At 31.6% G+C, this 23,548-nt stretch carries 25 protein-coding genes and 2 pseudogenes; 13 read left to right on the forward strand and 14 right to left on the reverse strand.

The annotated features are described in order from the left end of the window. Positions 1-7: 7 nt before the first annotated feature. Positions 8-841, reverse strand: a complete 834-nt coding sequence (locus AAFP94_RS10030; RefSeq protein ID WP_316662561.1) for a universal stress protein — start codon at positions 839-841, stop codon at positions 8-10. A gap of 147 nt (positions 842-988) precedes the next feature. On the opposite strand from AAFP94_RS10030, the gene AAFP94_RS10035 reads away from it, so the two are divergent. From AAFP94_RS10035 to AAFP94_RS10055, 5 genes and pseudogenes are all read left to right on the forward strand, one after another. Continuing rightward, positions 989-1,573 (forward strand): superoxide dismutase family protein, encoded by a 585-nt coding sequence (locus tag AAFP94_RS10035; protein WP_316662563.1) that lies wholly within the window; start codon positions 989-991, stop codon positions 1,571-1,573. A gap of 79 nt (positions 1,574-1,652) precedes the next feature. Then, the gene (locus AAFP94_RS10040; protein WP_316662565.1) at positions 1,653-2,828 is read left to right on the forward strand and encodes an LETM1-related biofilm-associated protein; all 1,176 of its coding nucleotides are present in this window, start codon (positions 1,653-1,655) and stop codon (positions 2,826-2,828) included. Between the two features lie 101 nt (positions 2,829-2,929). Next, positions 2,930-3,436 (forward strand): hypothetical protein, encoded by a 507-nt coding sequence (locus tag AAFP94_RS10045; RefSeq protein WP_316662566.1) that lies wholly within the window; start codon positions 2,930-2,932, stop codon positions 3,434-3,436. A 121-nt stretch (positions 3,437-3,557) separates the two neighbouring features. Continuing rightward, positions 3,558-4,385 carry an alpha/beta fold hydrolase gene (locus AAFP94_RS10050; protein WP_316662568.1) on the forward strand — a complete coding sequence of 276 codons (828 nt, stop codon included), beginning with the start codon at positions 3,558-3,560 and terminating at the stop codon, positions 4,383-4,385. Positions 4,386-4,414: 29 nt separating this feature from the next. After that, a pseudogene (locus AAFP94_RS10055) lies at positions 4,415-4,781 on the forward strand (DUF2200 domain-containing protein). 24 nt (positions 4,782-4,805) lie between these two features. Here the strand turns inward: AAFP94_RS10055 and AAFP94_RS10060 are convergent. The 6 genes from AAFP94_RS10060 to AAFP94_RS10085 form a co-directional block, all read right to left on the reverse strand. After that, positions 4,806-5,561, reverse strand: a complete 756-nt coding sequence (locus AAFP94_RS10060; RefSeq protein ID WP_316662679.1) for a LytR/AlgR family response regulator transcription factor — start codon at positions 5,559-5,561, stop codon at positions 4,806-4,808. Continuing rightward, positions 5,558-5,905 (reverse strand): 2TM domain-containing protein, encoded by a 348-nt coding sequence (locus AAFP94_RS10065; RefSeq protein ID WP_409628501.1) that lies wholly within the window; start codon positions 5,903-5,905, stop codon positions 5,558-5,560. Before AAFP94_RS10065 ends, AAFP94_RS10060 begins: the two co-directional genes overlap by 4 nt. Positions 5,906-5,912: 7 nt before the next feature. Beyond that, positions 5,913-6,260, reverse strand: coding sequence for a 2TM domain-containing protein (locus AAFP94_RS10070; RefSeq protein WP_316662572.1), 348 nt, complete (start codon positions 6,258-6,260; stop codon positions 5,913-5,915). A gap of 11 nt (positions 6,261-6,271) precedes the next feature. Beyond that, positions 6,272-7,615 (reverse strand): histidine kinase, encoded by a 1,344-nt coding sequence (locus AAFP94_RS10075; protein ID WP_316662574.1) that lies wholly within the window; start codon positions 7,613-7,615, stop codon positions 6,272-6,274. Positions 7,616-7,630: 15 nt separating this feature from the next. Continuing rightward, on the reverse strand, positions 7,631-8,257 hold the full coding sequence (locus AAFP94_RS10080) for a hypothetical protein (protein WP_316662576.1): 627 nt from the start codon (positions 8,255-8,257) through the stop codon (positions 7,631-7,633). 182 nt (positions 8,258-8,439) lie between these two features. Further along, positions 8,440-9,165 carry an energy transducer TonB gene (locus AAFP94_RS10085; protein ID WP_316662578.1) on the reverse strand — a complete coding sequence of 242 codons (726 nt, stop codon included), beginning with the start codon at positions 9,163-9,165 and terminating at the stop codon, positions 8,440-8,442. A 189-nt stretch (positions 9,166-9,354) separates the two neighbouring features. On the opposite strand from AAFP94_RS10085, the gene AAFP94_RS10090 reads away from it, so the two are divergent. Continuing rightward, complete coding sequence (locus tag AAFP94_RS10090) at positions 9,355-10,302, forward strand: alpha/beta fold hydrolase (protein WP_316662580.1); 948 nt, start codon at positions 9,355-9,357, stop codon at positions 10,300-10,302. A 499-nt stretch (positions 10,303-10,801) separates the two neighbouring features. After that, positions 10,802-11,950, forward strand: coding sequence for an alpha/beta hydrolase (locus tag AAFP94_RS10095; RefSeq protein ID WP_316662582.1), 1,149 nt, complete (start codon positions 10,802-10,804; stop codon positions 11,948-11,950). 147 nt (positions 11,951-12,097) lie between these two features. Here the strand turns inward: AAFP94_RS10095 and AAFP94_RS10100 are convergent. Next, a pseudogene (locus AAFP94_RS10100) lies at positions 12,098-14,252 on the reverse strand (TonB-dependent receptor). A 133-nt stretch (positions 14,253-14,385) separates the two neighbouring features. Between AAFP94_RS10100 and AAFP94_RS10105 the strand changes: the two are divergent. The 4 genes from AAFP94_RS10105 (at position 14,386) to AAFP94_RS10120 (ending at position 17,979) form a co-directional block, all read left to right on the forward strand. Then, positions 14,386-15,054, forward strand: a complete 669-nt coding sequence (locus tag AAFP94_RS10105) for a lysoplasmalogenase (protein ID WP_316662584.1) — start codon at positions 14,386-14,388, stop codon at positions 15,052-15,054. Between the two features lie 285 nt (positions 15,055-15,339). After that, positions 15,340-16,770: an amidohydrolase gene (locus AAFP94_RS10110; RefSeq protein WP_316662585.1), complete on the forward strand. Its 1,431-nt coding sequence runs from the start codon at positions 15,340-15,342 to the stop codon at positions 16,768-16,770. Positions 16,771-16,838: 68 nt separating this feature from the next. Beyond that, the gene (locus AAFP94_RS10115) at positions 16,839-17,333 is read left to right on the forward strand and encodes an RNA polymerase sigma factor (protein WP_316662586.1); all 495 of its coding nucleotides are present in this window, start codon (positions 16,839-16,841) and stop codon (positions 17,331-17,333) included. Positions 17,334-17,337: 4 nt separating this feature from the next. After that, complete coding sequence (locus tag AAFP94_RS10120) at positions 17,338-17,979, forward strand: hypothetical protein (protein WP_316662587.1); 642 nt, start codon at positions 17,338-17,340, stop codon at positions 17,977-17,979. Between the two features lies 1 nt (position 17,980). Here AAFP94_RS10120 and AAFP94_RS10125 read toward each other — a convergent pair whose 3' ends face one another. Then, complete coding sequence (locus AAFP94_RS10125) at positions 17,981-18,778, reverse strand: lysophospholipid acyltransferase family protein (RefSeq protein ID WP_316662588.1); 798 nt, start codon at positions 18,776-18,778, stop codon at positions 17,981-17,983. Between the two features lie 47 nt (positions 18,779-18,825). Then, a complete protein-coding gene (locus AAFP94_RS10130) occupies positions 18,826-19,467 on the reverse strand; it encodes an NUDIX hydrolase (protein WP_316662590.1) in 642 nt (213 codons plus the stop codon). A gap of 2 nt (positions 19,468-19,469) precedes the next feature. Here AAFP94_RS10130 and AAFP94_RS10135 point away from each other — a divergent pair, with 2 nt between their 5' ends. Next, positions 19,470-20,183, forward strand: coding sequence for a peptidylprolyl isomerase (locus AAFP94_RS10135; RefSeq protein ID WP_316662591.1), 714 nt, complete (start codon positions 19,470-19,472; stop codon positions 20,181-20,183). On the opposite strand, the gene AAFP94_RS10140 is transcribed toward AAFP94_RS10135, so the two are convergent. Beyond that, on the reverse strand, positions 20,180-20,779 hold the full coding sequence (locus AAFP94_RS10140; RefSeq protein ID WP_316662592.1) for a trimeric intracellular cation channel family protein: 600 nt from the start codon (positions 20,777-20,779) through the stop codon (positions 20,180-20,182). The genes AAFP94_RS10135 and AAFP94_RS10140 overlap by 4 nt on opposite strands. Positions 20,780-20,820: 41 nt before the next feature. Continuing rightward, the gene (locus AAFP94_RS10145; RefSeq protein WP_316662593.1) at positions 20,821-21,300 is read right to left on the reverse strand and encodes a Dps family protein; all 480 of its coding nucleotides are present in this window, start codon (positions 21,298-21,300) and stop codon (positions 20,821-20,823) included. A gap of 99 nt (positions 21,301-21,399) precedes the next feature. Between AAFP94_RS10145 and AAFP94_RS10150 the strand changes: the two genes are divergently transcribed. Continuing rightward, entirely contained in the window at positions 21,400-22,338 is a 939-nt protein-coding gene (locus tag AAFP94_RS10150) for a LysR substrate-binding domain-containing protein (protein ID WP_316662594.1), read from the forward strand. Positions 22,339-22,371: 33 nt separating this feature from the next. Here AAFP94_RS10150 and AAFP94_RS10155 read toward each other — a convergent pair whose 3' ends face one another. Continuing rightward, on the reverse strand, positions 22,372-22,569 hold the full coding sequence (locus AAFP94_RS10155) for a hypothetical protein (protein WP_316662595.1): 198 nt from the start codon (positions 22,567-22,569) through the stop codon (positions 22,372-22,374). A gap of 144 nt (positions 22,570-22,713) precedes the next feature. Then, positions 22,714-23,514 (reverse strand): TIGR00266 family protein, encoded by an 801-nt coding sequence (locus AAFP94_RS10160; RefSeq protein ID WP_316662596.1) that lies wholly within the window; start codon positions 23,512-23,514, stop codon positions 22,714-22,716. Between the last annotated feature and the right edge of the window lie 34 nt (positions 23,515-23,548).

Here is a 23,548-nt window from a genome sequence, read left to right on the forward strand (position 1 = left end):
ATTCATATTAAATCTTAAAAGTCATAACTGGCAAAGTTGAATGATTTGCAATATCTTCAGATATACTACCTTCAAAGAAATGCGCCAAACCTGTTCTTCCATGAGTTGCAATAGCTATTAAATCAGCTCCAAGCACATTTGAAAAGTTTAGTATACCTTCCTCAATGGTATAGTCACTTACATAGGTTACATTTTTCATTCGGTCTAAATTACCATCTGCACGTTTTAAAAAGTTTGCAACTAGTTTTTCCATTTCGGCAGAACTTCTAAAACCTGAATCTGGAACATTAACATAAAGTAAATGCATTTTAGCATTAATAGCTTCAAACATTTTAGCGGCATTAATGTAAGGTTTGATAGCATCTTCAGAAAAATCGCAAGCAAAAACAACACTTTCAAAATCGGTCAAAATCGGGTTGTGTTTTACAACTAAAACGGGGATGTCTGAATGTCTTACTACTTTCTCTGTATTAGATCCAATTAGAACTTCTTTAAGACCACTCACACCATGTGAACCCATCACCACAAGGTTTGCCTCGTTTTCTTTTGCTACTTCATTAACTTCACTAAAAACTTTAAAATGTTTAACAATTGGTGTTACGTTTATATCATTCAAATAATCTTTTTCTAGAAAGTTTTTGAATTTTTTTTCTGCCAACTTCATATAAAATAAAGCTTCAACATCTTTTTGATCTGAAGTACTCGTCAAGACTGCATTGGATAATTCTAACATATGCAATGCCAAAATTTCTGCATTATACTTTCGGGCTAAAACAGCCGCAGTTTCTAATGCATTTTCTGAATATTCAGAAAAATCTATGGGTACAATTATCTTTTTCATTTTAAATGTTGTTTTTAGTTCACAAGATAAAACTAAATAAAGGTCAGCATTAAAAATATGATATATGTCATGTAAGTAATTTGCTATTGGATAAATATTAACTTAACTTTCATTCAAATTAATTGAATAATCTATAAAACCAATGAAATGAAGAAACAGTTTATATTTATTATATTACTTGCAATATTTTTTGTTTTTGCCTGTAAACAAGAAAAAAAACAATCTGAAGATGCCATGACCGAAGATATGGTTGTAGCCGAAAAAGTTGTTGAATCTACTCCAAAAAAAATTATCATAAATCTTACAGCTAAAAGTGACAGTAATGTTTCTGGTACTGCTGTTTTTACCGAAGAAGAAGGTAGTGTAAAAATGGTAGCATTATTAAGTAATCTATCCGAAGGCACCCATGCTATACACTTACATGAAAAGGCCGATTGCTCCTCTACTGATGGTAAATCAACTGGTGGACATTGGAACCCTACCCGACAACCACATGGAAAATGGGGTGATGAAGCCGGATATCATAAAGGTGATATTGGGAATTTTGAAGCAGATGCTAATGGCAACGGAACCATTACATTTACAACAGACCAATGGTGTATAGATTGTGATGACGAATCAAAAAATATTATAGGAAAAGCAGTTATTGTACATCAAGGAACTGATGATTTTGTTTCTCAACCCAGTGGAGCCGCTGGAAGCCGTATAAGTTGTGGTGGTATAATCGAATAAAATTTTAAAATAAAATAACCTTTATGAAGCTGCTTTTTCAAGTAGCTTCTTTATTTTTATCACATCAAATCATACAACTATGAATCCTTCGTCCGCAGGATGGATAAAAAAGATATTAAAGCAGAAAGCATTTATTCAAACTGTTGAAGGTCTTGATGTAGATGACTTTTATACATCATTAAGGTCTTGCGGTTTTATTTATGGAAATAACGTTTTGGTCTTTAAGGAGTTTATTAAAGTTAATGATTATACTTCAGAAGAACTTTGTAAGATAAATTTCTTAATTGCATTTAAATATATGCACAAACAATCATCTTCCGAAATTGATTTTATTGAAAGTGTTATAGATTTTTATTCAAAGATCAATGTTTATAAAGCGTCATTCTTATCTGATTTGATAGGAGAAAAGAAAACATCTTCTCTACTAGAAAAAATAATCCATAAGCGTATACAAATTGCAGACAATATTATTGATAAAAGCTTTAATTACTTTATTACCAATGCGCTACTGTTTACAGATATATTAGGTTATAAACTATATTTAAAAACGCATTCTATTTCTGAAGATTACATACAACAACTTGAATCTGTTATAGAAACTATCGTGATGACTGTTTTGAATTCTAAAAAGAAAAAAACAGACTACGACGAAAGTTTAATTAGACTGTTCGAGCAGTCTTTACGCTATAGAAAAGAATCTAAATTAACCTATAAAGAAGCTATAGATCATATAAATACCAATCTTGAAGCCTATTATATCATAGATATGGCATGCATGGCAACTTGGGGAGATGCAACAGTAGATAAGCAAGAACAGGCTGTTTTAAATAAACTTGGCAGAAACTTAAATCTAGAGCATAATATCATAAAAGAAGCTGTAACCTCATTGAATATATTTTACAGTATTCATAAAAATAATATTGCGTTACTCACTTCAAAAAATTTGGTAAAAACCTTTTACGACAACTCCAGTGGTATGGTCTCCAAGCTTATTACAAGAAATAGCAAACGACTGCTTAATGAATTACGAGAAAGCAAGGAGCTCATGAAATTACTTACTCAATCTACAATGAGAGACCTAAATGAAGAAGAGCATAAAAAAGTACAGGAACAACTGCTAGACATTTTTAAAAGCATACCAAGTCTGGCTATTTTTATGTTACCTGGTGGTGCTTTATTATTGCCACTTGTAGTAAAGTTTATACCTAAATTATTACCTTCTGCCTTTGATGACAACCGTGTTGAAGATGAGTAAAGTCTTAAGATTTTTAACACAGTATTTGTATACAACTAATTAGAATTGAAATTGACGCAACCTAAATAATTTTTCATCATCTTATTCTTAAAAAGCAAGTCATGAAAAAAATCAGTTTAATTCTATTCCTATTCCAAATTGTTTTTTTATCCTGTGATAATATTAACGATGAAAATAATTGTCAACCAGAAACTACATTATCAAAATGGGAATCTGAAAAAGAGATAATGCTTGAGTTCAATGAGGCAGCCCAAAGAAATCACTATCAAGTTGCAAATGGCAACAAATTAGTATTCAATTATATTCATGTTGGAGCTCAATGTGATGACATAATAGATGATGAGTGGGCAGAAGTATTAATCTTTCAAATAGAAAATGATATCGAGGAATTTGAATTTGTTGATGATGAAATTCTTACTACGAATTGTTTTTATTTCCAAAATGGCGCTTGGGCTTTTGGCACACAACAAAATGTCAAAAAAGGATTTATTAGAGGTGAAAAAATTTCTGTAAATACTTGGGAAATAAATGTAAATATTGAAACTAACACCATAAATCAAGATGAACCCATAAGAAATATTGAATTTGAAGGAAAATTTACCAACTAAATTGCTACGTTTCTTAATGACAATCCAATTGAAGATAAATGATAATGATATTATGGAAAATAGTTAATAATGGGTATATTAGTAGATATGTCACAATTATTTCAATTAATACATTCTAACTTTGAAAATAAATAAACACGTCACCTCATTCGTTTGTTCTGTATTCTTTTTATTTAATCTTACCATTGCTCAATCTCAAATTAATTATGGGTCTAATAATGGTCAATATATCCAGATAGATAATCTAGACATTTACTATGAAAAATATGGTGTTGGAACACCTACCATACTTCTTCATGGTGGATTAGGAAGTATTTCAGATTTTAAAAATGTTATTCCTGAATTATCAAAACACTATCAATTATATGCAATTGATAGCCCAGGGCATGGAAGATCACAATATCTCGATTCTATGAGCTACAACAATCTAGCTAAATATGTCGTGAAATTTTTAGTCAAGTTAGATTTAAATAAAGTTAACATTATAGGATATAGTGACGGAGCTATTATTGGAATCCATGTAGCTCATTTAGCACCAAATAGAATCGACAAGCTAATTTTTGGAGCTGGTGCATTAAACCCAAAAGCTAGCAAACCTGAAGGTTTGAAGATGCTACAAAATTTTAGCCCAAAATTATTACCAGAAGAGTTTGCCATTGCTTATAGAGAAAAATCACCAAATCCAGACCAATGGGAAAACTTTATTTATGCATCTAAAAGAATGTGGCTGGATGAGGTTTGGATTCCTGATGAGTTAATTTCAAACTTAAAATGTAAAGTACTTGTACTTTTTGGTGATAGAGATCCATTTATACATCTAAATCATTCAGTTGAAATCCATACAAAGCTATCAAATAGTGAACTATGCATTTTGCCAGATATAGGTCATGAAATCTTTAGTAATCCAGAATTGGTTAATCCCATGATTCTGAATTTTCTATCAAAATAGAAAATTAGTATCACTATAATTTAGTATAAATGAAAGACACAAGCCACCATGACGAACGAATTGCAAAAATGAGTTTTGCTTCTGTTTATTCTCACTATGTAAACAAAGTTGAGAAGAAAGGCAGAACCAAACAAGAATTACACCAAGTCATAGAATGGTTAACTGGCTATGATGAAAAAAAACTAACAAAACTTATTGAAGATAAGACTACCTTTGAAACATTTTTTAAGAATGCCCAAACTAAATCCAAATGCTCAACTCATTAAAGGTGTTATCTGCGGTTATCGCGTTGAGGACATAGAAAATAAGTTAACACAAGAGGTAAGGTATTTGGATAAATTGGTAGATGAATTGGCCAAAGGACGTAAAATGGAAAAAATTTTACGTGTTGGATAAATTGTAATGTATTCATTGCTTTTACTATTCTAACCAAGCTTTAAAATCTTTTACACGTTCTCTAGCAACAATGACATCTTGTTCTTTATAAGACCTCAGCTTAATTTGTAGTCTGGAATTGGTATAGCTTAACATGTCTTTTATAGCATTGATGTTTACAAAGAATTTTCTGTTTATTCTAAAGAAGGTTTGAGGTTCCAGTTCGTGTTCCAACTGCTCTAAAGTATTGTCCAATAAATAGTTTCTACCTTCTGCAGTATGAAGATATGTTCCCTTATTTTCGCTATAAATACATTCTATATCATCAATATTAATGAGTTTTAAATGTTGTCCAACCTTTACTGAAAAGCGTTTTTTGTACTCACGATCTATTGGATTGACTAACAGTTTTTTTATATCGTTAAAATCTATGGTAACTGCCTTATGGTTAGGTATTCTGTCTCTGTATTTAGATATAGCTTTTTCAAGTTCAACTTCGTCAATGGGTTTTAAAAGATAATCTATACTGTTTAATTTAAAGGCTTGCAAAGCATACTCATCATAAGCCGTTGTAAATATGACTGCAGACTTTATATCAATAGCATCAAAGATTTCAAAAGAAAGACCATCACTTAACTGAATATCAAGAAAAATAAGATCGGGATGTTGGTTATTTTGAAACCATGTAATAGCTTCCTCAACAGAATGGAGCATGGTTTCAGCTTCTACATTTAAAGCAGATAGCATACGTTGCAAACGTCTTGCCGATGGTTTCTCATCTTCAATAAGAATTACGTTTATTCCCATTGCTTTTTATCTTTTTCTATAAATTTTTGAATCTGGCGGTCTTCCCAACTTTTAGAGAACACAATATTTTTGCCGAACACAGTTATGGCATGAATTCCTATACCTATTCCCCAAAAAACTACCGTGGAATATGCATTAAAATGCCCTATATTGAAGTAAGTTGAATTTATAATAAGACTACTCACAATTATAAATATGTTTACAGCCAAATACCAGAATAAATGCCAGTAGAATCCTTTGAGTTCTTTTAATCTTTTTTCGGCTCTAAAATATACTTCTTCTCTTTTAAATTCCTTTTGAGAATAGCTATCTTGATTATTTTTATTAACTCTTTCCATAACAATCTTATTTACGGTTTTGGTTTTCTTCATTACGCATAAACTCTTCCATTTTGCGTCTTTCCCAATCTCTTCCAAAAAATACATTTTTACCAAAAACTCCAAATGCATGAAATCCCAATCCTATACCCCAAAAAAATGCTGTGGCAAAGGTACCAAAATTCCAAATATTACCATTAGAGTTTATTGCTATAACAACAATGATAAATATGTTTACCGCTATATAAGAAAACAAATGCCAATAAAATCCTTTTAATTCATTAACACGCTTTTGAGCTCTCATATAAGCGTCTTCTCTTCTAAAATTGTATTTAGAGCTATTATCTTTTCTTGGTTCTAGTTTGTAAGGTTCCATGATCTTAAAATTTAATGCCATTTATTGTTTTCTTCTTCTCGCATGAATTCTTCCATTTTGCGTTTTTCCCAACCATGTCCTAATATACTATTTCCAGAAAACACCTTAAAAGCTTGAATGGCTAAACCAATTCCCCAGCCAAACATAGGGAACCAAAACCATTGAAAGCCCCAATATGTTCTGTAATTGATAAATATTAAAAATGGTATGACAAGTACATAAGAAATAATGCTGTAATAAAAACCTTTAAGTTCTTCAACATGCTTTCGTGCTCGTACATAACTATCGTCTAAACTTGATGATGATTCTGTTGTTCTCAAAATATGTGATTGTTTGGTAAGCATTGGTAATGCTACTGCAAAACTTTTTGCTTGTTGATTGATTCTTACTTTTCTTGTTGTTAACAAATCATAGCGTTGCATGATGTTGCTTAATCCTACTCCACTACTCTTTTTTATTATCTGTTTGGCTTGTAAATTATTTTCTACTACCAAATTATTCTGCTCTTCATATATTTTAATATGAAGTGGCTTTGTTGTTGTTACCATATTATGCTTTACAGCATTTTCTAGCAACAATTGTAATGACAATGGCACTACTTTGCTTTCTGGATTTGAAGCTCTGTCTGGAAGCTCAAAAATAATGCTGTCTTCAAATCTCATTTTTAAGAGCGACATATAAGTTCTTGCAAAGTCTAACTCTTCGTCTACAGAAACTAATTCTTTGTTTTTTTGCTCTAGTACATAACGATATACTTTCGATAAGGCAGTGGTAAACTTTTGAGCGTTTTCTGGATTCTCGTCTATTAAACTAGTTAATACATTTAAACTATTGAACAAAAAATGAGGATCTAACTGATTCTTTAATGCATCAAATTTTGCACTTGCTGTGCCTGCAATAACTTGCTGTTCTTTTATCCGGTTTTGCTGATACTTGTTATAGAAATATATAAAATGGAAAATAACAACAATGGTGATCGTAATCCAGATTCCAAATTGATAGCTCCTTAAAGTTTCATTTGTAATAAAAGTTTTAAATGTAATACCATAATAAAACATTGAAATACCAGCTCTTAAAACAAATAAGCCAATTAAAGTAATTACAATTGAACCTAAAATCCCTAAAAAAATACGCTTTAAAGTGTCTCCTTTTTTCCATTGACGTCGTTCCATGTAATCGAAAAAATACATGTTTGAATATCCTAGAACAAAAGAGTATAGCTGATAGAATATAAAATCAATTAAAAATTCATTAGCGTTCTCAAAATTAAATCCATTTGAAAGTGCACTGCCTATACCAAAGACCATACATCCAATAACAAATGTGATTATGATATTTTTAATAGATTTACTCATTTATTTAACCTAAAATTACTCTTTACAAGTTTCTGCAAAAACTTGCTCCGCTCTTTCTTTTCCCCAATTTGGGTGAAAAGATGTTTCTGGTTTAAAGTTAGCAAAAAGTTCTATTGAGCGTTCAATATCTTTGCAAAACGGTTTAATGTCCTGGCCAAAATAACGTGCACTGCCCATTCCCCATTCTGCCTTACCAAATACAACTCTTGGGTTTGTTGGATCTATTTGTTCTGCTCTAGCGTAAGTAGATGCTACCTTACCTGCTAATGTCGGTCCATAAGTTGCGCCATCATAAGCTACCCAAGCTGTATCTAACAAAGCCTGAAGCACTAATATCTCCGAATTATTCTTTGAAATTGCTGTAGCGTCATTGATTAGATCTTGCGCTTTATTAAGATTTGCCGTAATGGTCTCTTCATTGGTTTCTCCAAAGCTTTTTAGAATATTAATTTGTGCTGCATAATACGATGGTAACCAGTTGTCTGGTTCTGCCGCTGCTATACGCTCAAATAAATTTGAAGCTTCAACAATTTTGTTGCTTCCCCAAAGTTCAAAGGCTTTCTGCATACCTTGTTCATAATTGCCCTGTGCATTTACTAAACTTGTTGCAAATAATACTAAAATGATAATTAATTTCTGCATGATAATGTATATTTTAAATTATAGTACAAATATCAAACGAAAGAGCATTAATTCTAAATCTGTGTTACCGAATTGTAATTTTACATGGATGAAATGTTAGTATATGATATTTTGAGAATAAAAATAACCATCATACTTCATTATATAATGGTTACTTAAATCTTAAAACAGTAGTGAATTATTCAATTTTCCACATATCTAAAATTAATTGGTAAACTAAACGGAACTTTAACAGGCTTGCCACGTTGTTTTCCAGGTGTCATTTTAGGAAGTGAACTTACAATACGATTGGCCTCTTTTTCCAAAATTTTATGAGGACCTCTGGTTCTTATATTACCTACATTGCCGTTAGCATCAATAACAAATACTACAAATACTTTACCATGAATACCTAATTGAAGTGCATCATCAGGGTATTTGAAATTATCAACCACATGCTTTAATACCTTTTCTTCAAAGCATTTTTTATACTCTTGGTTGTTTTTGCCAACACATCCAGGGAAAATAGGAACAGTCTCCACAACAGCAAAGGGAACTTCAATATCTTCTTCTACTTCTTCTATAGCCACATCTTCAATTCTTACCTCCATATCAATTTCTTCAGACTGGTTGGTTTCGGTACTCTCAATAACGGTTTCTTCAACTTCTTCTACATTTTCCACAACGTTTATAATCTCTGGTGCTGCAGCTGGTGGCGGAGGTGGAGGTGGTGTTTCCATATTAGTTATGGGGATATCTTCCTCTAAAACTTCCTCTACTTGAACAATATCTAAACTGATGTCATTTTTTTCATAAGTCTTATAATTCAAACCATACCAACTAAAAAACAACATAACGTTTAATCCGATAGCGAAATAAAGACTGCTATTCTTGCCAACCTCTAATTCTGGGTTCTTTTTAACTTGCATGATACATTAGTTTTGTATTATGAAATTATCAAGAATTCAAACCAATTACTATGATATTTATCAGTTGAAAAAGTCTATTGAATATTATATTCTATTCTATTTGTTTTTGTAAAAAAATAGCCGAACTTCGTTTAGCAGATCATTGTAAGCAACCTTGGAATGACTAATTTCAATTTAAAACATAGAATTATGAAAACTAATCTTATCTCCGTAATTATAATAGGAATGATACTTTTCACTACACATTCTTGCAAGAACGAAAGTAAAGTAAAACCTGAAAAAGTGGTGGAAGTAGAACCTCCAAAATTGAAAAGCATGGAAGTTAATGACTATATCATAAATTATCTTGATATTGGCAAAGGCGAACCTGTAGTTTTTGTTCATGGTGGTGTAGGTGACTATCGCACATGGGAAGCACAAACGGAAGTTTTTTCAAAAGATTATAGGGTAATTGCCATAAGCAGACGTTATGCGTACCCAAACAAACAGGAAGCCACTGAAACCAACGATTATTCTGTAACTCAACATTCAAAGGACCTTAGTCATTTCTTAAAAACACTTGATTTAGGACCTGTACATCTCGTTGGGCATTCTTATGGAGCATATACTTCTTTAATGACAACATTAGAAAGTCCAGAATTAATAAAAAGCCTTACACTTGGCGAACCACCAGTAATGTCTTTCTTACAATATACTTCTGATGGTGAAAAAATAGGAAATGATTTCGCTATGAATGTATTAATTCCTTCAGTTCAAGCCTTTAATAGCAATAATGATGAAAGAGCAGTTGAACTATTTATTGGAGGTGTTTTAACCGATAGTCTCTATTTTTCTAAAGCATCTGACAAGGAAAAGAACTTAATGATGGATAATGCCTTCGGACTTAAAGGTGTTGTTTTAACCGAAAATCCATTTCCACCATTGGGATGCGAAGACTTAAAAAAATTAAGAACACCTACATTACTTATAAAAGGAGATAGATCTCCAAAAGTTCTAACCGCAATTACTGATGAGTTAGCAAAATGTATTGATAAAAATGAATTGAAAATACTATCTAATTCTTCACATGGTTTAGAATATCAAAATCCTGAAGAGTTTAATAGAATTGTTCTTGAATTTATAATAACCAATAAATAATTGGAATTTAAAAGGCAGCTTACAACACTATGTATAGCTCATTGTACCTGAATTCCTAACCGGAATTCTTTGCAATTTGCTATCTTTACGTTACGGCGGAAAATCATAGCTGATTTGACGCAACGACTCATACACATCAACCTTAAATGAAATCCCTACAAATTATCCAACTGGTTGCTTTTATTATCTTCACTAATGGTCCAGAAAAAGCCCACAAAAAATGCTATAACAATTAAAACTTTTTCTGGTAAGAAGTTTAGTTAGCTTTAAATAAAAAAGTATTCATTAATACCATTATTAATTGGAACTGATAAATATCATTGCCAAAAAAAATTTATATCCATAACTTTTTCGATGTAATTAATCGAACGGTTTAATTTATAAAACATTTCTTGATTTATAAGATAGAAGAATTAAATAGCTAAATACTTTCTTCCTTAAGAACAAAATAATCTAATAAATCTTAAAGGTATTCATTAACTATTTAAAAATATTCATCATGAAAAAAAAATTAATTCTTATAGTATTATTGACAACAATTATGTCATTTTGCGGTTGCGAACATGACATTATTGAAACAAACACTCAAGAGAGTGAACAGTTAATTCAGCAAAAATCATCAATCATTCATAAGAGTAAACTTCAAAATAAAGAGTTTACCAGTGAGTCTCTGATGTACAATGTAATTGGAAATGATCCAATTAGAAAAATGCAAGTTTATACCCCACCAGGATATGATCATAAAAGAGCCGAGGGATATCCAGTCGTTTATTTACTACACGGTGAACCCTTTAGTGAAAAAGCATTTATTGATAGAAGGGCTTGGGACGAGTTTGCTGCATCTCAAAATATTTTAAGCCCAGAACGAGACGATCCCCCAGAAGGATTTAGACTTTGGGCAGATAATTTAATTGAAACTGGGAAAATGGAACCTATGATTATAGTTATGCCCAATGCAATATCTTACCCTTATGGTTTTAGTATGTATTCAAATTCTATTCTAAATGGTAATTTTGAAGACTATATAGTAAATGATTTAGTAAATTTTATGGATAAAAGATACAATACTATTGCCAGTAATAATGGGCGTGCTGTTATTGGTTATTCCCAAGGAGGTTATGCCGCTTTTAAATTTGGATTGAAACATCCTGATATATTTGGTGCTGTGGCCAGTCATAGTGGATTATTATTGGTAGATGCTGTGCTTTCTATGGGAGAAGTTATTATAGCAGAAAACCCTAATGGATTCATTGGTCCTGACCCCGATAAATTCTTAACAAGTGCAGGATATGCCTTTAGTGCAGCTTGGTCTCCCAACCTTAATAATCCTCCTTTTTATGTTGACCTACCATTTGAATATCCATCTCCAATTCCAATTCCTGAAGTAAGTGAAAGATGGTACCAAAATGATGTGTTTACTCTACTTGATACACATTTTAATGAATTTAAATCATTAAAAGGTATTTATTTTGATGTTGGTATTTATGACGAGCTTGGTATGAATTTAGCTTATCCATATCTCATACAGAAAATGGATGCTTATAGTATAGACTATACATATGAAACTTTTGAAGGTGGTCATTTCAATAAAACGTTTTCTAGATTGGCAGTTTCTCTGCAATTCTGTTCAGACGCCTTGAGTAAGTAAAATAAATTAAAAACACCCTCATTCCTGTCTTGAAGGGAAAGTCAAGAATGAGGGATCTCCAATTCAGTAATAGTATTGTCAAAAAAGAAAAAATTGAAGATTAACATGTGCTACTTTTTCTAAATCTATGATATCATTTGAACCATTCTACAAATTATCCAACTGGTTGCTTTTATTATCTTCACTAATGGTCCAGAAAAAGCCGACAAAAAAGAACTGGTCAGCCGCTGGTTTTAAAGCTCGCCTTGCATAATTGTTGTTCATATCTGGCATATCGGCATATTGATATCCATTTATATTTTTAAACCCAAGTGCATTATTTATTGAGAAGTACAGGATTTTTTGTTGTGTAATTAAGTATGCCCAGTTTAAACTTATACTGTTATAAGGTCTAGTTTTTTCGTTTAAAAATCCTTGCATATTAGGGTTGGTATATGGTCTTCCTGAAGCATAGGTGTAGCTTATACCTACCTGGCTCCGCCAATCGTTTATCCAGTATTTTCCAACCACTGAAAGGTTATGCTTGTTTGCGAAATCAGGCTGTGCAGCCATTGGGTAATTTGCGTAATTACGCTCTGTATCCAGAAAAGAATAACTTACCCAATAGTCAATATTCTTAATACTTTTACTATCTCTCCAAAACAGATCAAGTCCTCTTGCATATCCATATCCAGAATTGTTATAATTACTATCAAAACTTACAAATTCTGTGTCGTATTTTACCAAATTATCGTAATCTTTGTAATAGGTTTCTGCTCTAAAAATCTGTCCATCTCTGTTCAACTGATAGTTTAAAATGTAATGTGATGTCTTTTGAGGTGACAAATTGTTTTCAAATTTTAATATATTACTATTAGGGTTTTGGTAAAAAGTCGCCATAAGCTAAAGATAGTTGACTATTTGAAGATATTTTATATGCCATAGATAATCTAGGTGAAATGGTAAAATCTTTAAAAATCTGACTGTATTCGGCTCTTAAACCTGCTTTAAAAGCCAGTTTTGTTGATAAGAAAATATCTGCTTCGGTAAAAGCTGCGCTTATATTGTTATTATAACCATAGCTTACTTTGTCTATTGTCAAATCTTGATAAGTTTCATCAAAATCTGTGAAAAAATATTCTGCTCCAAAATTAAGTTTAAACCTGTTACTAAAGCGACGACCAAATTTAAGTTTTGTATGAAAGGAATCTTCAGAATTATCAATTTCGCTATCTATAACAGTTACGTCATCTTTTGCATGTGTATAACTTAAACCTCCAAAAACAGACCAAACGTCATTAAGCATACCTTTATAAGAAGTGTTTAAATACAAATTGCTATTTTTTGTATTGAAGCGAATACCTTCATCATAATTAATATCTTCCTGAATTAAGTCGAAATTTGTAGCATCAAAAGCTGTATAAAGTTTGAATAACCCGTTTTCAGCCTTTTGACGAAAAACAGCTTCTCCTGAAAATGCTTCATAAGGTTCTTTCCAATCGTTTCTATCTGGAAAAAGGTCTAAATAAGGTGCAAGGTTAATATATGATGCATTTACACTTACAGAACTTTTGTCCCATTTCTGTGTGTTACCTAGCGTTGCACCAACAGTCATAATGCCAACATCTGTTTTTTTCTGATCTGGCTCTTCAATGGTATTCAATAAGAGTACGCTAGATAAAGCTTGACCATACTCTGCCGAATAACCACCTGTTGAGAACGTAATCCCATCAAATAAGAACGGAGAATACCTTCCACGTGTTGGTGCATTATTGGTTGTTGGTGTGTACGGCGTAAAAACTCTAATACCATCTATGAATATTTGCGTTTCTTCTGCTTCACCACCACGTACAAAAAGTCGACCATCTTCGGCAACTGTTGATGTTCCTGGTAGTGTTTGTAAAGCACCGACAAAATCTCCTAAAGCACTTGCTGTAGTAACTACATCCAAAGGTTTAAGAGCATTTACTTTACTATTGTCTCCAGCCGAAAAAGTTCCAGCAGACAAAATAACAGCATTCAATGTATTCACATCTTCTCTTAATTTAACTTCTAAATTCTGCATATAAGAGATATCTCCTGTCATTGAAAACGTTTCAAAAGAGACATAAGAGACGATTAGAGTTTGGGATCTAGTTTCAGACGTTTTAAATAAAAAAATACCTTTTTCGTCTGTAGTACTTCCATCGTAAGTTCCTTTTAAATAAACGTTAGCACCAACTATTACATTTCCTTTTGTATCCGTGACCGTGCCACTAATAGTACTTTGAGCGGTCAAGTTAAAAGAGAGTAAAATAATTAAGATTGGTAAAAATGATTTCATTTGATTGATTATAATGTTCGTTCTTTGTTTTGATAGTACAAAGTTGCAACGAACAAATAATTGTAGAAACTTATAATTACTGAATTGTAAAATTTTGATGATGAATTGAATATATTTGATGAAAATCAGGAAAATGCTTACTAAAACAGAAAGTTCTTTTACCATAGTATTTATTCTTGTAGTAATTATTCATCTATTATTTAGTGATAGTAGCAATCCAACCATATTACATTATGTTACTAAACCTCTTATTTTATTGAGCTTAATCTTGTTCTTTGCAAAGAATAGTGCTGACTTACCATCCAAAACAAAGCTGTTAACACTTTCGGCATTGTCATTTTCATTAATTGGAGATATACTCTTAATGTTTGTAAACAAATCTCCTAACTTTTTTATGAGTGGCCTTGTTGCTTTTTTAATTGCACATATCATGTATTTAATGCTCTTTCTAAAAATGAGAAATAAAGAAAAAAATCCGTTATTGTTTTCTGCTATATTAGTTATTTATGCACTTGGTATTTTCTACTTTTTAAGTGATGGATTAGGAAATATGTCACTGCCTGTAATTGTCTATATGTCTGTCATTTTATTTATGGCAACAACGGCATTTTTACGAAAGGGAAGTGTACCACATTTAAGTTATAATTTGGTCCTTTTTGGAGCTATTTTGTTTATGATTTCTGACAGTTTATTGGCAATTAATAAATTTTATGTGCAATTTTCATTTGCAGATATAAGTGTAATATCTACTTATGCTTTTGCACAACTTTTTATTGTTTTAGGGATAAAAAAACAACGATAGATTATATTTATAGAATGTTATTATATATTTAAATATCATAACATTATAATTACTATAGTAAATTATAACTTTAACATATTTAGCACATAGTATAAATTGTGATTTTAACGATAAATCAGCTTTGTGTTTTCTCTAAATTCTATTATTAAAATACCAAAAAATAAATTTTCTATTAATAATTATAATAACAATATAAAGAACTAAAAAATAAGTTAGTTCTGAAAACAAGACAATTAAAACTATTAAAAAACTATATTTGGATACAACTCTAATTATATAAAAACCATGAAATATTTTAGTGCCATTTTAATCTTTTTTCTAATATCTTTTAATCTTTTCTCTCAAGTCAAAACAGATGAAATCCTAAAAGATATTGATGATCAAACTACATTTTACGGAAACATTGCAAAAACTATTTGGAATTATGCTGAAATGGGTTTTCAAGAAGAAAAAAGTAGCGCTTTATTACAAGAAACTTTAAAAGATGAAGGTTTTACTATTACATCTGGAGTTGCAGGAATACCAACTGCATTTATTGCCGAATATGGCTCTGGAACCCCTATCATTGGTATTTTAGGAGAATATGATGCTCTTCCTGGCTTATCTCAACAAGCCATACCAGAAAAAAAGTCTGCTGGATCCGAGGCTGGTCATGCTTGTGGTCACCATTTATTTGGAACCGCATCTGCAGCCGCAGCGATAAGTGTTAAAAATTGGCTTAAAGAGAATAAAGTAGAAGGTACTATAAGGTTTTATGGCTGTCCGGCAGAAGAAGGCGGTTCTGGTAAAGTTTATATGACACGTGCAGGGTTATTTAACAATGTTGATGTTGTGCTTAATTGGCATCCAAGTAACGCCAATAATGCCAATCCATCAATTGCATTAGCAGTTAAATCAGCAAAATTTAGATTTTATGGAGTCTCTGCACATGCATCAGCAGCTCCTCAAAAAGGGCGTTCAGCATTAGATGCAGTTGAGTCAATGAATTTTATGGTAAATATGATGCGAGAACATATTCCGCATAATGCGCGTATTCATTATGTAATTACTGATGGCGGAAAAGCTCCAAACGTAGTACCAGATTTTGCTGAAGTATATTATTATGCAAGACATCCGCAAAGAGATGAGGTTATAGATATCTTTGATAGAATTGTAAAAGCTGCTGAAGGAGCTGCTTTAGGTACTGAAACATCTATGGATTATGAAATTATTGGAGGTACACACGAATTATTACCCAATCTAACGCTTCAAAAATTAATGTATGACAATTTGGTAAAAGTTGGTGGATTCAAATATTCTCCAGAAGAAAAGCTTTTCGCTGAAAAAATATCTAAAAGTTTAAATGACACCCACTTAGATGTATCATATTCTGAAGGTATTATGCCTTATACTACCGAACTTGACTCCAATGGTCGTGGTTCAACCGACGTAGGAGATGTCAGTTTTGCTGTACCGACGGTTGGAATGAGAGCTGCTACATGGGTTCCAGGAACACCTGCGCATAGTTGGCAAGCCGTAGCTGCTGGAGGAACAAGCATTGGGACAAAAGGGATGATGGTCGCTGCAAAGACCATGGCAGCAACAGCTATCGAGCTTTTTTATGATACTACAATTATAGATAAAGCTAAAGTTGAATTTTTAGAATCCCGAGGTAAAGATTTTAAATATATTCCTTTGCTTGGTAATCGAGCTCCCGCTTTAGATTATAGAAATTAAATTTATTTTTCTTCTTTGTAACGTTTTAAACCATAATACTACTTATATAGTAACTAACTTCAAAAAATTTGACCAAGGAACTAGAACATAATTTTGTAGAATTACTTGAAAAACATCAGAAAATTGTTCATAAAGTTTGTCGGTTATACACCAATAATTATGACGCTCATAATGACTTGTTTCAAGAGATAACCATTCAACTTTGGAAAGCATATCCGAAGTTTCGTGGTGATGCGAAATTTAGTACTTGGATGTATCGTGTTGGACTGAATACAGCCATTACATTATATAGAAAGTCAAAAAGAACAATTAATACTCAAGAGTTTGATAATGTAGAGTTCAAAATTAGTGCAGAAGATTATGATGATACAGAAGAGCAGCAGCTTAAACTACTTTACAAAGCAGTGCGCCAATTAAATGATATTGAGAAGGCTCTGGTGTTTTTATATCTGGAAGATAAAAATTACAGAGAAATTAGTGAAACTCTGGGTATAAGCGAAGTAAATGCTCGTGTAAAAATGAATCGTGTAAAAACGAAATTAAAAACAATACTAAATCCGTGATTGTATGGATGAATTAGAATTATTAAAGAAAGACTGGCAGAAAAAGGATGATGATTATCCTAAATTAAGCTATAATGATATCTATAAGATGATCTTGAAAAAATCGTCTTCAATAGTGAAATGGATTTTTATAATTAGTCTTTTGGAGTTTGCCTTTTGGAGTTTGATTTCTTTTGTTTTAAAAGATTCTAAAAGCATGCAGCGTTTCCAAGAATATGATGCTGATTATATTTTGATTCCACTTGCTGTTGTGAGTTATGTCATTTTAGCTTATTTCTTTTATTTGTTCTTTATGAATTACAGAAAAATTTCTGTGACAGATAGTGCAAAAGTATTGATGGAAAACATCCTTAAAACTAGGAGAACCGTTAAACAGTATGTTGCATTTAACCTGATTTTTTTAGTCTTATCTGTTATTGTGGTGTTGTTTATTGAATTTGATAAAGACCAAACACTTATTAACCAAGCACAAGTAGCAGCGGCTAATGGAGACGCCTTTAAGTTTTACGCATCAATTATAATTGCTACATTTTTATTACTAGCCATGGCAATAGTTTTTCTATTGCTGTTTTATTGGCTAGTTTATGGTATCTTATTGAAGCGATTAAACAAAAACTACAGAGAACTAAAAAAATTAGAGATGTAAACTACCATTCTCTTTGCTTATTGAGTTCTTCTTCAGCAAGTAATTCTTCTTGAGATATGACCTTTAAAAATGAAGGATGTTGTTCAATGGCATACTCAATCTTTTCAACAATCTCATCAATGGTTTCATTTTCGTAATCAATGTCTAATGGCTCTTTTATTTCAATTGACTGCAAAATATTCTTCTTTTTAACTCGAAGCCCTTTTTTATCAAAAGAACGCCTAAAACCATCAATAACAATTGGTACTACAATAGGTTTATAACGCTTTATAATATGAGCTGTTCCTTTTCTAATGGGCTTAAAAGGTGTTGTTGTGCCTTGAGGAAAAGTAATTACCCAGCCATCGTTTAAGGCTTTTCCAATATTAGAAATATCACTCATTTTAACTTGCCTATTCACATCTTTTCCTTCAGCTCTCCATGTACGTTCAATACTCACAGAACCTACATAAGCCAATATTTTAGGCAGTAAACCCGATTTCATTGTTTCTTTAGCAGCTACATAATAAATATTGAGCTTTGGATTCCATAAATAACCGACATTTTTTATAGAATCTACTCTTCCGCTCAAACTTGCATTAAACACATGAAACATAGCTACTACATCTGCAAAATAGGTCTGATGATTAGAAATAAATAATACTTTGGTTTCAGGTAAATCGGGTATAATTTCTGAACCATCAATTTGAAGCTCATTAAAACCTCTAAAACGTCTATGTGTTAAAAGCCCTAAAATTCTGATGAGCCATTTTTTAACAAATAGTATATGTCCAAAAGGATTTTTCTTAAACAATCCCATAAATTTTACCAATTAGATAAGATAACAAAGGTATGAAATCTGCATTATTAAAAAGTTTGATTTAATAAGTCTTTTATTTCGCTTAACATCATCGCTGTGGCTCCCCAAACCGTGTATCCATTAAGATTAAAAGCAGGAACCTCCAAATCTTTATTGTAAGAAGTTGAAACTGTTTTGTTTACAACATTATCTTCAATTAATAGATCTTTTAAAAAAACTTCAATAAGCTCTTCAACTTCATCTTCCTGCTTAACAAATTGTGGCACTATAGTAGTTATACCTAAATAAGGCTTTACATAAAAATTACTAGGCGGAATGTAAACTTCGGTCAATTCTCTAATAACTTCTATACGATGCATAGGAACTCCAATTTCTTCGTAAGTTTCTCTAATTGCGGCTTCTTTTAATGATTTGTCTTTTTCCTCAAGCTTTCCTCCGGGAAAACCAACCTGATCTGAATGTACGCCCGAATATGTCTTCCTTAAAATTAAAATAATTTTGGTTACATCATTCTCATCTGGATAAAACAAAGCCAACACACCTGCTTTTTTTGAGTTTAGCATTGCTTCTTTATACTTCTTAAGAAGATGTTCTCTAAATGGCGGAGCCATTTTAAATTGTGAATTCTGTGCTGGTAAAGGGATATTTTTTACTTTTGAAAGCAATATTTTAAACTCGTCAAAATTCATCTATGCGGATTACATTATACTTTTTTCTCTTTTTATTTTTACTAAACTGTGAAGATAATCAATCTAAAAAGAAAAATATCGAAACCACAAAACCAGAAGTTCAAAAGGAAGAAATTGTAAAACAAAAAGATACTATTAAAGATGCTATTTTAGAACCTAAAAGAGAATTCCCTTTACTCACCGACAAAAATGCTATGGAATTCTTCTTGGAATACGAAAAACATAATAAAGAAAATAAAGTAAGAATCACTACAGGTTTTGGCGAAATAGACATTTTGTTGTTCAATGAAACCAAATTCCATAGAGCAAATTTTATCTTCTTGACCAAACAAAAATATTTTGATGGTACTCAATTTTATCGCATAGTTAAAAACTTTATCATACAAGGTGGAAGCAGTGATGAAATGGAAATTGCCAATCGACGAAGAAACATTGGTAAATATCTCTTACCTAAGGACACCAAACATGGTTTTACTCATGATAGAGGTGTAATCTCAATGCCAAGTAGTGAGATAGAAAACCCGCATAAGTTAGCATCACCTTACCAATTTTTTATTGTTCAACGCACCTCTAATCATTTAGATGGTGATTATACCGTATTTGGAAGGGTAATCAAAGGAATGGATGTAGTTGATGAAATTGCTGAACAAGAAACTGATAATGCTGAATGGCCTTTACATAATGTCTACATAAAAAAAGTAGAAATTATCGATTAGATTTTATATATATTAGGTAGAGCAATATTAAATTTTACTGCCAATAATCTTACCGTAATTACTATTATACCTGCAATCACAAAAGTAAATTGTTCACCTAAAAAATTACTTAAAACAAAGTAAGAAACTCCTCCAAGTAAACAGGCTGTAGCATAAATTTCCCTTCTAAAAATAACTGGAATTTCATTACAAAGCATATCTCTTATTACACCTCCAAAACAGGCAGTTACAGTCCCTAAAGCAATACACAATATAGGATGTAAGCCTAATGCAATTCCTTTTTCAACTCCTACTACTGTATATAAACCAATACCAATAGTATCAAACAAAAACAAAGATGTTCTTAAGTAATTTATTTTATTTTTTAATACAATTGCAAAAATTGAAGCTCCAATGATTACATAGGTGTATGTAATATCTAACATCCAGTTAACCGGAGTCTGTCCTGTAATCACATCACGAAGAGTACCACCACCAATTGCTGTTACAAAAGCTATGATAATAATTCCAAAAATATCCATACGCTTATTCATTGCAACGAGTACACCAGAAATCGCAAACGCTATTGTTCCAAGGATATCAACAAAATAAAACATGTTCACAAAAGTAAATCAATTCTTATTTTCAAAATAAGAATTTATACTTTTTCGTTAAGCCATGCTTTCATCATCCAAACTGTTTTTTCTTGTTCAGTAATAAAATCGCTCATCATTGAATTAGTACCTTCATCATTGGCTTCGTCAGATTTGGAAAGTAAGTTTCTTTCAAGTTTTAGTAACTCTGTTAATGAATCTACTATGAGCCTAACTGCATTTTCATCAACACTTACATTTTTACCAATAGGCACTTTTGCATTCTCTAAATAATCTTTAAAAGTATGCAAAGGAGTTTCTCCTAAAGTCAAAACACGTTCTGCAATTAAATCCACTTTTATATTTGCATCTGTATAAAGTTCCTCAAACTTTACATGTAGATCAAAAAAGCGCTTACCCTTTATATTCCAATGAATTCCACGTAAATTTTGATAGTAGATTTGAAAATTTGATAATAAGATATTCAAATCATTTGCTAAAGCCGTTGCCTTATTTACTTCTAATCCTAAACTATTAATTATCATAACATTATATTTTGTTCTACAAATTTAATTTATAAATAATGCCTATCATGATAAATTTTATTGATAGTTTTTATAATTTTATAGTCTAAATCAATTCTAATGACTATTACACAATTATATTACGTACTAGCAGTTGCAGAGCATCAAAATTTCACCAAAGCAGCAGAGAAATGCTTTGTAACACAGCCCACTTTAAGTATGCAAATCCAAAAATTAGAAGATGAACTAGATGTCATCATTTTTGATCGAGGGAAAAAACCCATTGAATTAACTGAAATTGGAAGAAAAATTGTCACCCAAGCAAAAAATATTGTTAACGAATCTTATAGGATTAAAGATATTGTAGACCAACAAAAAGGATTTATTGGTGGTGAATTCAAGCTAGGTATCATACCTACTGTAATGCCAACACTTTTACCGATGTTTTTAAAAACATTTATTAAAAGATACCCTAAAATTAAGCTTAAAATAGAAGAGTTAAATACCGAAGATATAATCTCCAAAATTATTGAAGGTCATCTAGATGCAGCCATTGCGGCTACACCTCTTGAAAATGATTTTATAAAAGAAAGAGTATTATACTATGAACCATTTGTAGGTTACATTCCACAGAACCACAGGTTACATGATAATAAAAAAATTGATGTTACAGATCTGGACTTAAGCGATATGCTTTTATTGGAAGATGGACATTGCTTTAGAGAAGGTGTTATTAATTTATGTAAAGTCTTCAAAGATCATTTTCATGATAATTTTCAGCTTGAAAGCGGAAGTATTGAAACTCTAATAAATCTTTCTAATGAAGGTTTAGGAATGACGCTGCTGCCCTATTTACATACGATGAATATTAGTGAATCAAAGAAGAATAACCTTCATTATTTTAATGAACCGACTCCGGCAAGAGAAGTAAGTGTTATTTATCATAAAAGTGAATTGAAAATGCAAATAATTAATGCCTTACACAACGTGATTTCAGGTGTTATTAGAGGCGCAATTGCGTTTCAGAATGTAAACATTATAAGTCCTTTGGCTAAATAAAAAGACCTTCTTTATAAAGAAGGTCTTTTGAAATTATGCTTTTAAATAAATTAAACATTGGTTTAATTCTGGGTTCTGCAAAATTAGAGATTGAATAAAGACTTTAAGCTCTTCAATCTCGTAAGGCAACAATCGCGTCATCGCTTTTTGTACCTCCTTACAGAACAACGATACATCAAAACTAACTTTTTTAAGAACCGTTTTGGTGTATTCAAACATTGCTCTTGACATATTAATTATTTGTTAGGGTTGGTAAAAATTAATAAATGTAAAGATATTTTATAGGCAAAAGTTTTAAAGATTAACAGAATAAATATATTAAAAAAAATCTAAACAATTTCTTAAAAGCAAAAATTATATGTTAAATGTTAGTTTTTAGAATCTATTATCTCCATCTAAAATATCTCCTAAACCTCCTAAAATACTGCCTTCTCCTTTATTCTTTCCTCCTCTTTGAGGTGCACTAGCCAAAACTCGACCAGCCAACCTACTAAATGGCAATGATTGAATATAAACAGTGCCTGGACCTTGTAGTTTTGCAAAAAATAATCCTTCACCTCCAAAAATAGTGTTCTTGATGCCTCCAACAAATTCTATATCGTAATCTACATCTTGAGTAAATCCAACCAAGCATCCGGTATCTACTCTCAATACTTCTCCAGCTTGCAGTACTTTTTTAGCCATTGTTCCACCAGCATGCACAAATGCCATGCCATCACCTTCTAATTTTTGCATGATAAATCCTTCGCCTCCAAAAAGGCCTCGACCTAAACGTTTGCTAAACTCTATACCAATACTAACACCTTTGGCTGCGCATAAAAAAGCATCCTTTTGGCAAATAAACTTTCCTTTATATTCAGTTAAATCTATTGGAATAATTTTTCCGGGATATGGTGAGGCAAAAGACACATTACGTTTTCCAGATAGATTGTTATAAAATGCAGTCATAAATAAACTTTCGCCTGTTAGAATACGTTTTCCTGCTCCAAAAACTTTACCCAGAAAACTATCGTCTTTTTGAGAACCATCACCAAAAATGGTTTCCATTTTTATACCGTCATCCATCATCATAAAGCTACCTGCTTCTGCTATAACACCTTCTTGTGGGTCAAGTTCAATTTCTACATATTGCATTTCTTCGCCATAAATTCTATAGTCAATTTCGTGTGCTGTCATATTCATTTCAATTATTTAATTATACGTTTATTTG

This window comes from Gilvirhabdus luticola, from assembly GCF_040117515.1.
Classification (GTDB): domain Bacteria; phylum Bacteroidota; class Bacteroidia; order Flavobacteriales; family Flavobacteriaceae; genus Gilvirhabdus; species Gilvirhabdus luticola.

Coding starts and splice junctions, on each gene's coding strand:
- AAFP94_RS10155 (WP_316662595.1), bottom strand. CDS start 22,569: ATGTCAAGAGCAATGTTTGAATACACCAAAACGGTTCTTAAAAAAGTT.
- AAFP94_RS10145 (WP_316662593.1), bottom strand. CDS start 21,300: ATGATAATTAATAGTTTAGGATTAGAAGTAAATAAGGCAACGGCTTTA.
- AAFP94_RS10135 (WP_316662591.1), top strand. CDS start 19,470: ATGCGGATTACATTATACTTTTTTCTCTTTTTATTTTTACTAAACTGT.
- AAFP94_RS10160 (WP_316662596.1), bottom strand. CDS start 23,514: ATGACAGCACACGAAATTGACTATAGAATTTATGGCGAAGAAATGCAA.
- AAFP94_RS10030 (WP_316662561.1), bottom strand. CDS start 841: ATGAAAAAGATAATTGTACCCATAGATTTTTCTGAATATTCAGAAAAT.
- AAFP94_RS10040 (WP_316662565.1), top strand. CDS start 1,653: ATGAATCCTTCGTCCGCAGGATGGATAAAAAAGATATTAAAGCAGAAA.
- AAFP94_RS10105 (WP_316662584.1), top strand. CDS start 14,386: ATGCTTACTAAAACAGAAAGTTCTTTTACCATAGTATTTATTCTTGTA.
- AAFP94_RS10110 (WP_316662585.1), top strand. CDS start 15,340: ATGAAATATTTTAGTGCCATTTTAATCTTTTTTCTAATATCTTTTAAT.
- AAFP94_RS10090 (WP_316662580.1), top strand. CDS start 9,355: ATGAAAACTAATCTTATCTCCGTAATTATAATAGGAATGATACTTTTC.
- AAFP94_RS10065 (WP_409628501.1), bottom strand. CDS start 5,905: ATGGAAAGAGTTAATAAAAATAATCAAGATAGCTATTCTCAAAAGGAA.
- AAFP94_RS10045 (WP_316662566.1), top strand. CDS start 2,930: ATGAAAAAAATCAGTTTAATTCTATTCCTATTCCAAATTGTTTTTTTA.
- AAFP94_RS10095 (WP_316662582.1), top strand. CDS start 10,802: ATGAAAAAAAAATTAATTCTTATAGTATTATTGACAACAATTATGTCA.
- AAFP94_RS10035 (WP_316662563.1), top strand. CDS start 989: ATGAAGAAACAGTTTATATTTATTATATTACTTGCAATATTTTTTGTT.
- AAFP94_RS10070 (WP_316662572.1), bottom strand. CDS start 6,260: ATGGAACCTTACAAACTAGAACCAAGAAAAGATAATAGCTCTAAATAC.
- AAFP94_RS10150 (WP_316662594.1), top strand. CDS start 21,400: ATGACTATTACACAATTATATTACGTACTAGCAGTTGCAGAGCATCAA.
- AAFP94_RS10140 (WP_316662592.1), bottom strand. CDS start 20,779: ATGTTTTATTTTGTTGATATCCTTGGAACAATAGCGTTTGCGATTTCT.
- AAFP94_RS10075 (WP_316662574.1), bottom strand. CDS start 7,615: ATGAGTAAATCTATTAAAAATATCATAATCACATTTGTTATTGGATGT.
- AAFP94_RS10080 (WP_316662576.1), bottom strand. CDS start 8,257: ATGCAGAAATTAATTATCATTTTAGTATTATTTGCAACAAGTTTAGTA.
- AAFP94_RS10130 (WP_316662590.1), bottom strand. CDS start 19,467: ATGAATTTTGACGAGTTTAAAATATTGCTTTCAAAAGTAAAAAATATC.
- AAFP94_RS10120 (WP_316662587.1), top strand. CDS start 17,338: ATGGATGAATTAGAATTATTAAAGAAAGACTGGCAGAAAAAGGATGAT.
- AAFP94_RS10085 (WP_316662578.1), bottom strand. CDS start 9,165: ATGCAAGTTAAAAAGAACCCAGAATTAGAGGTTGGCAAGAATAGCAGT.
- AAFP94_RS10125 (WP_316662588.1), bottom strand. CDS start 18,778: ATGGGATTGTTTAAGAAAAATCCTTTTGGACATATACTATTTGTTAAA.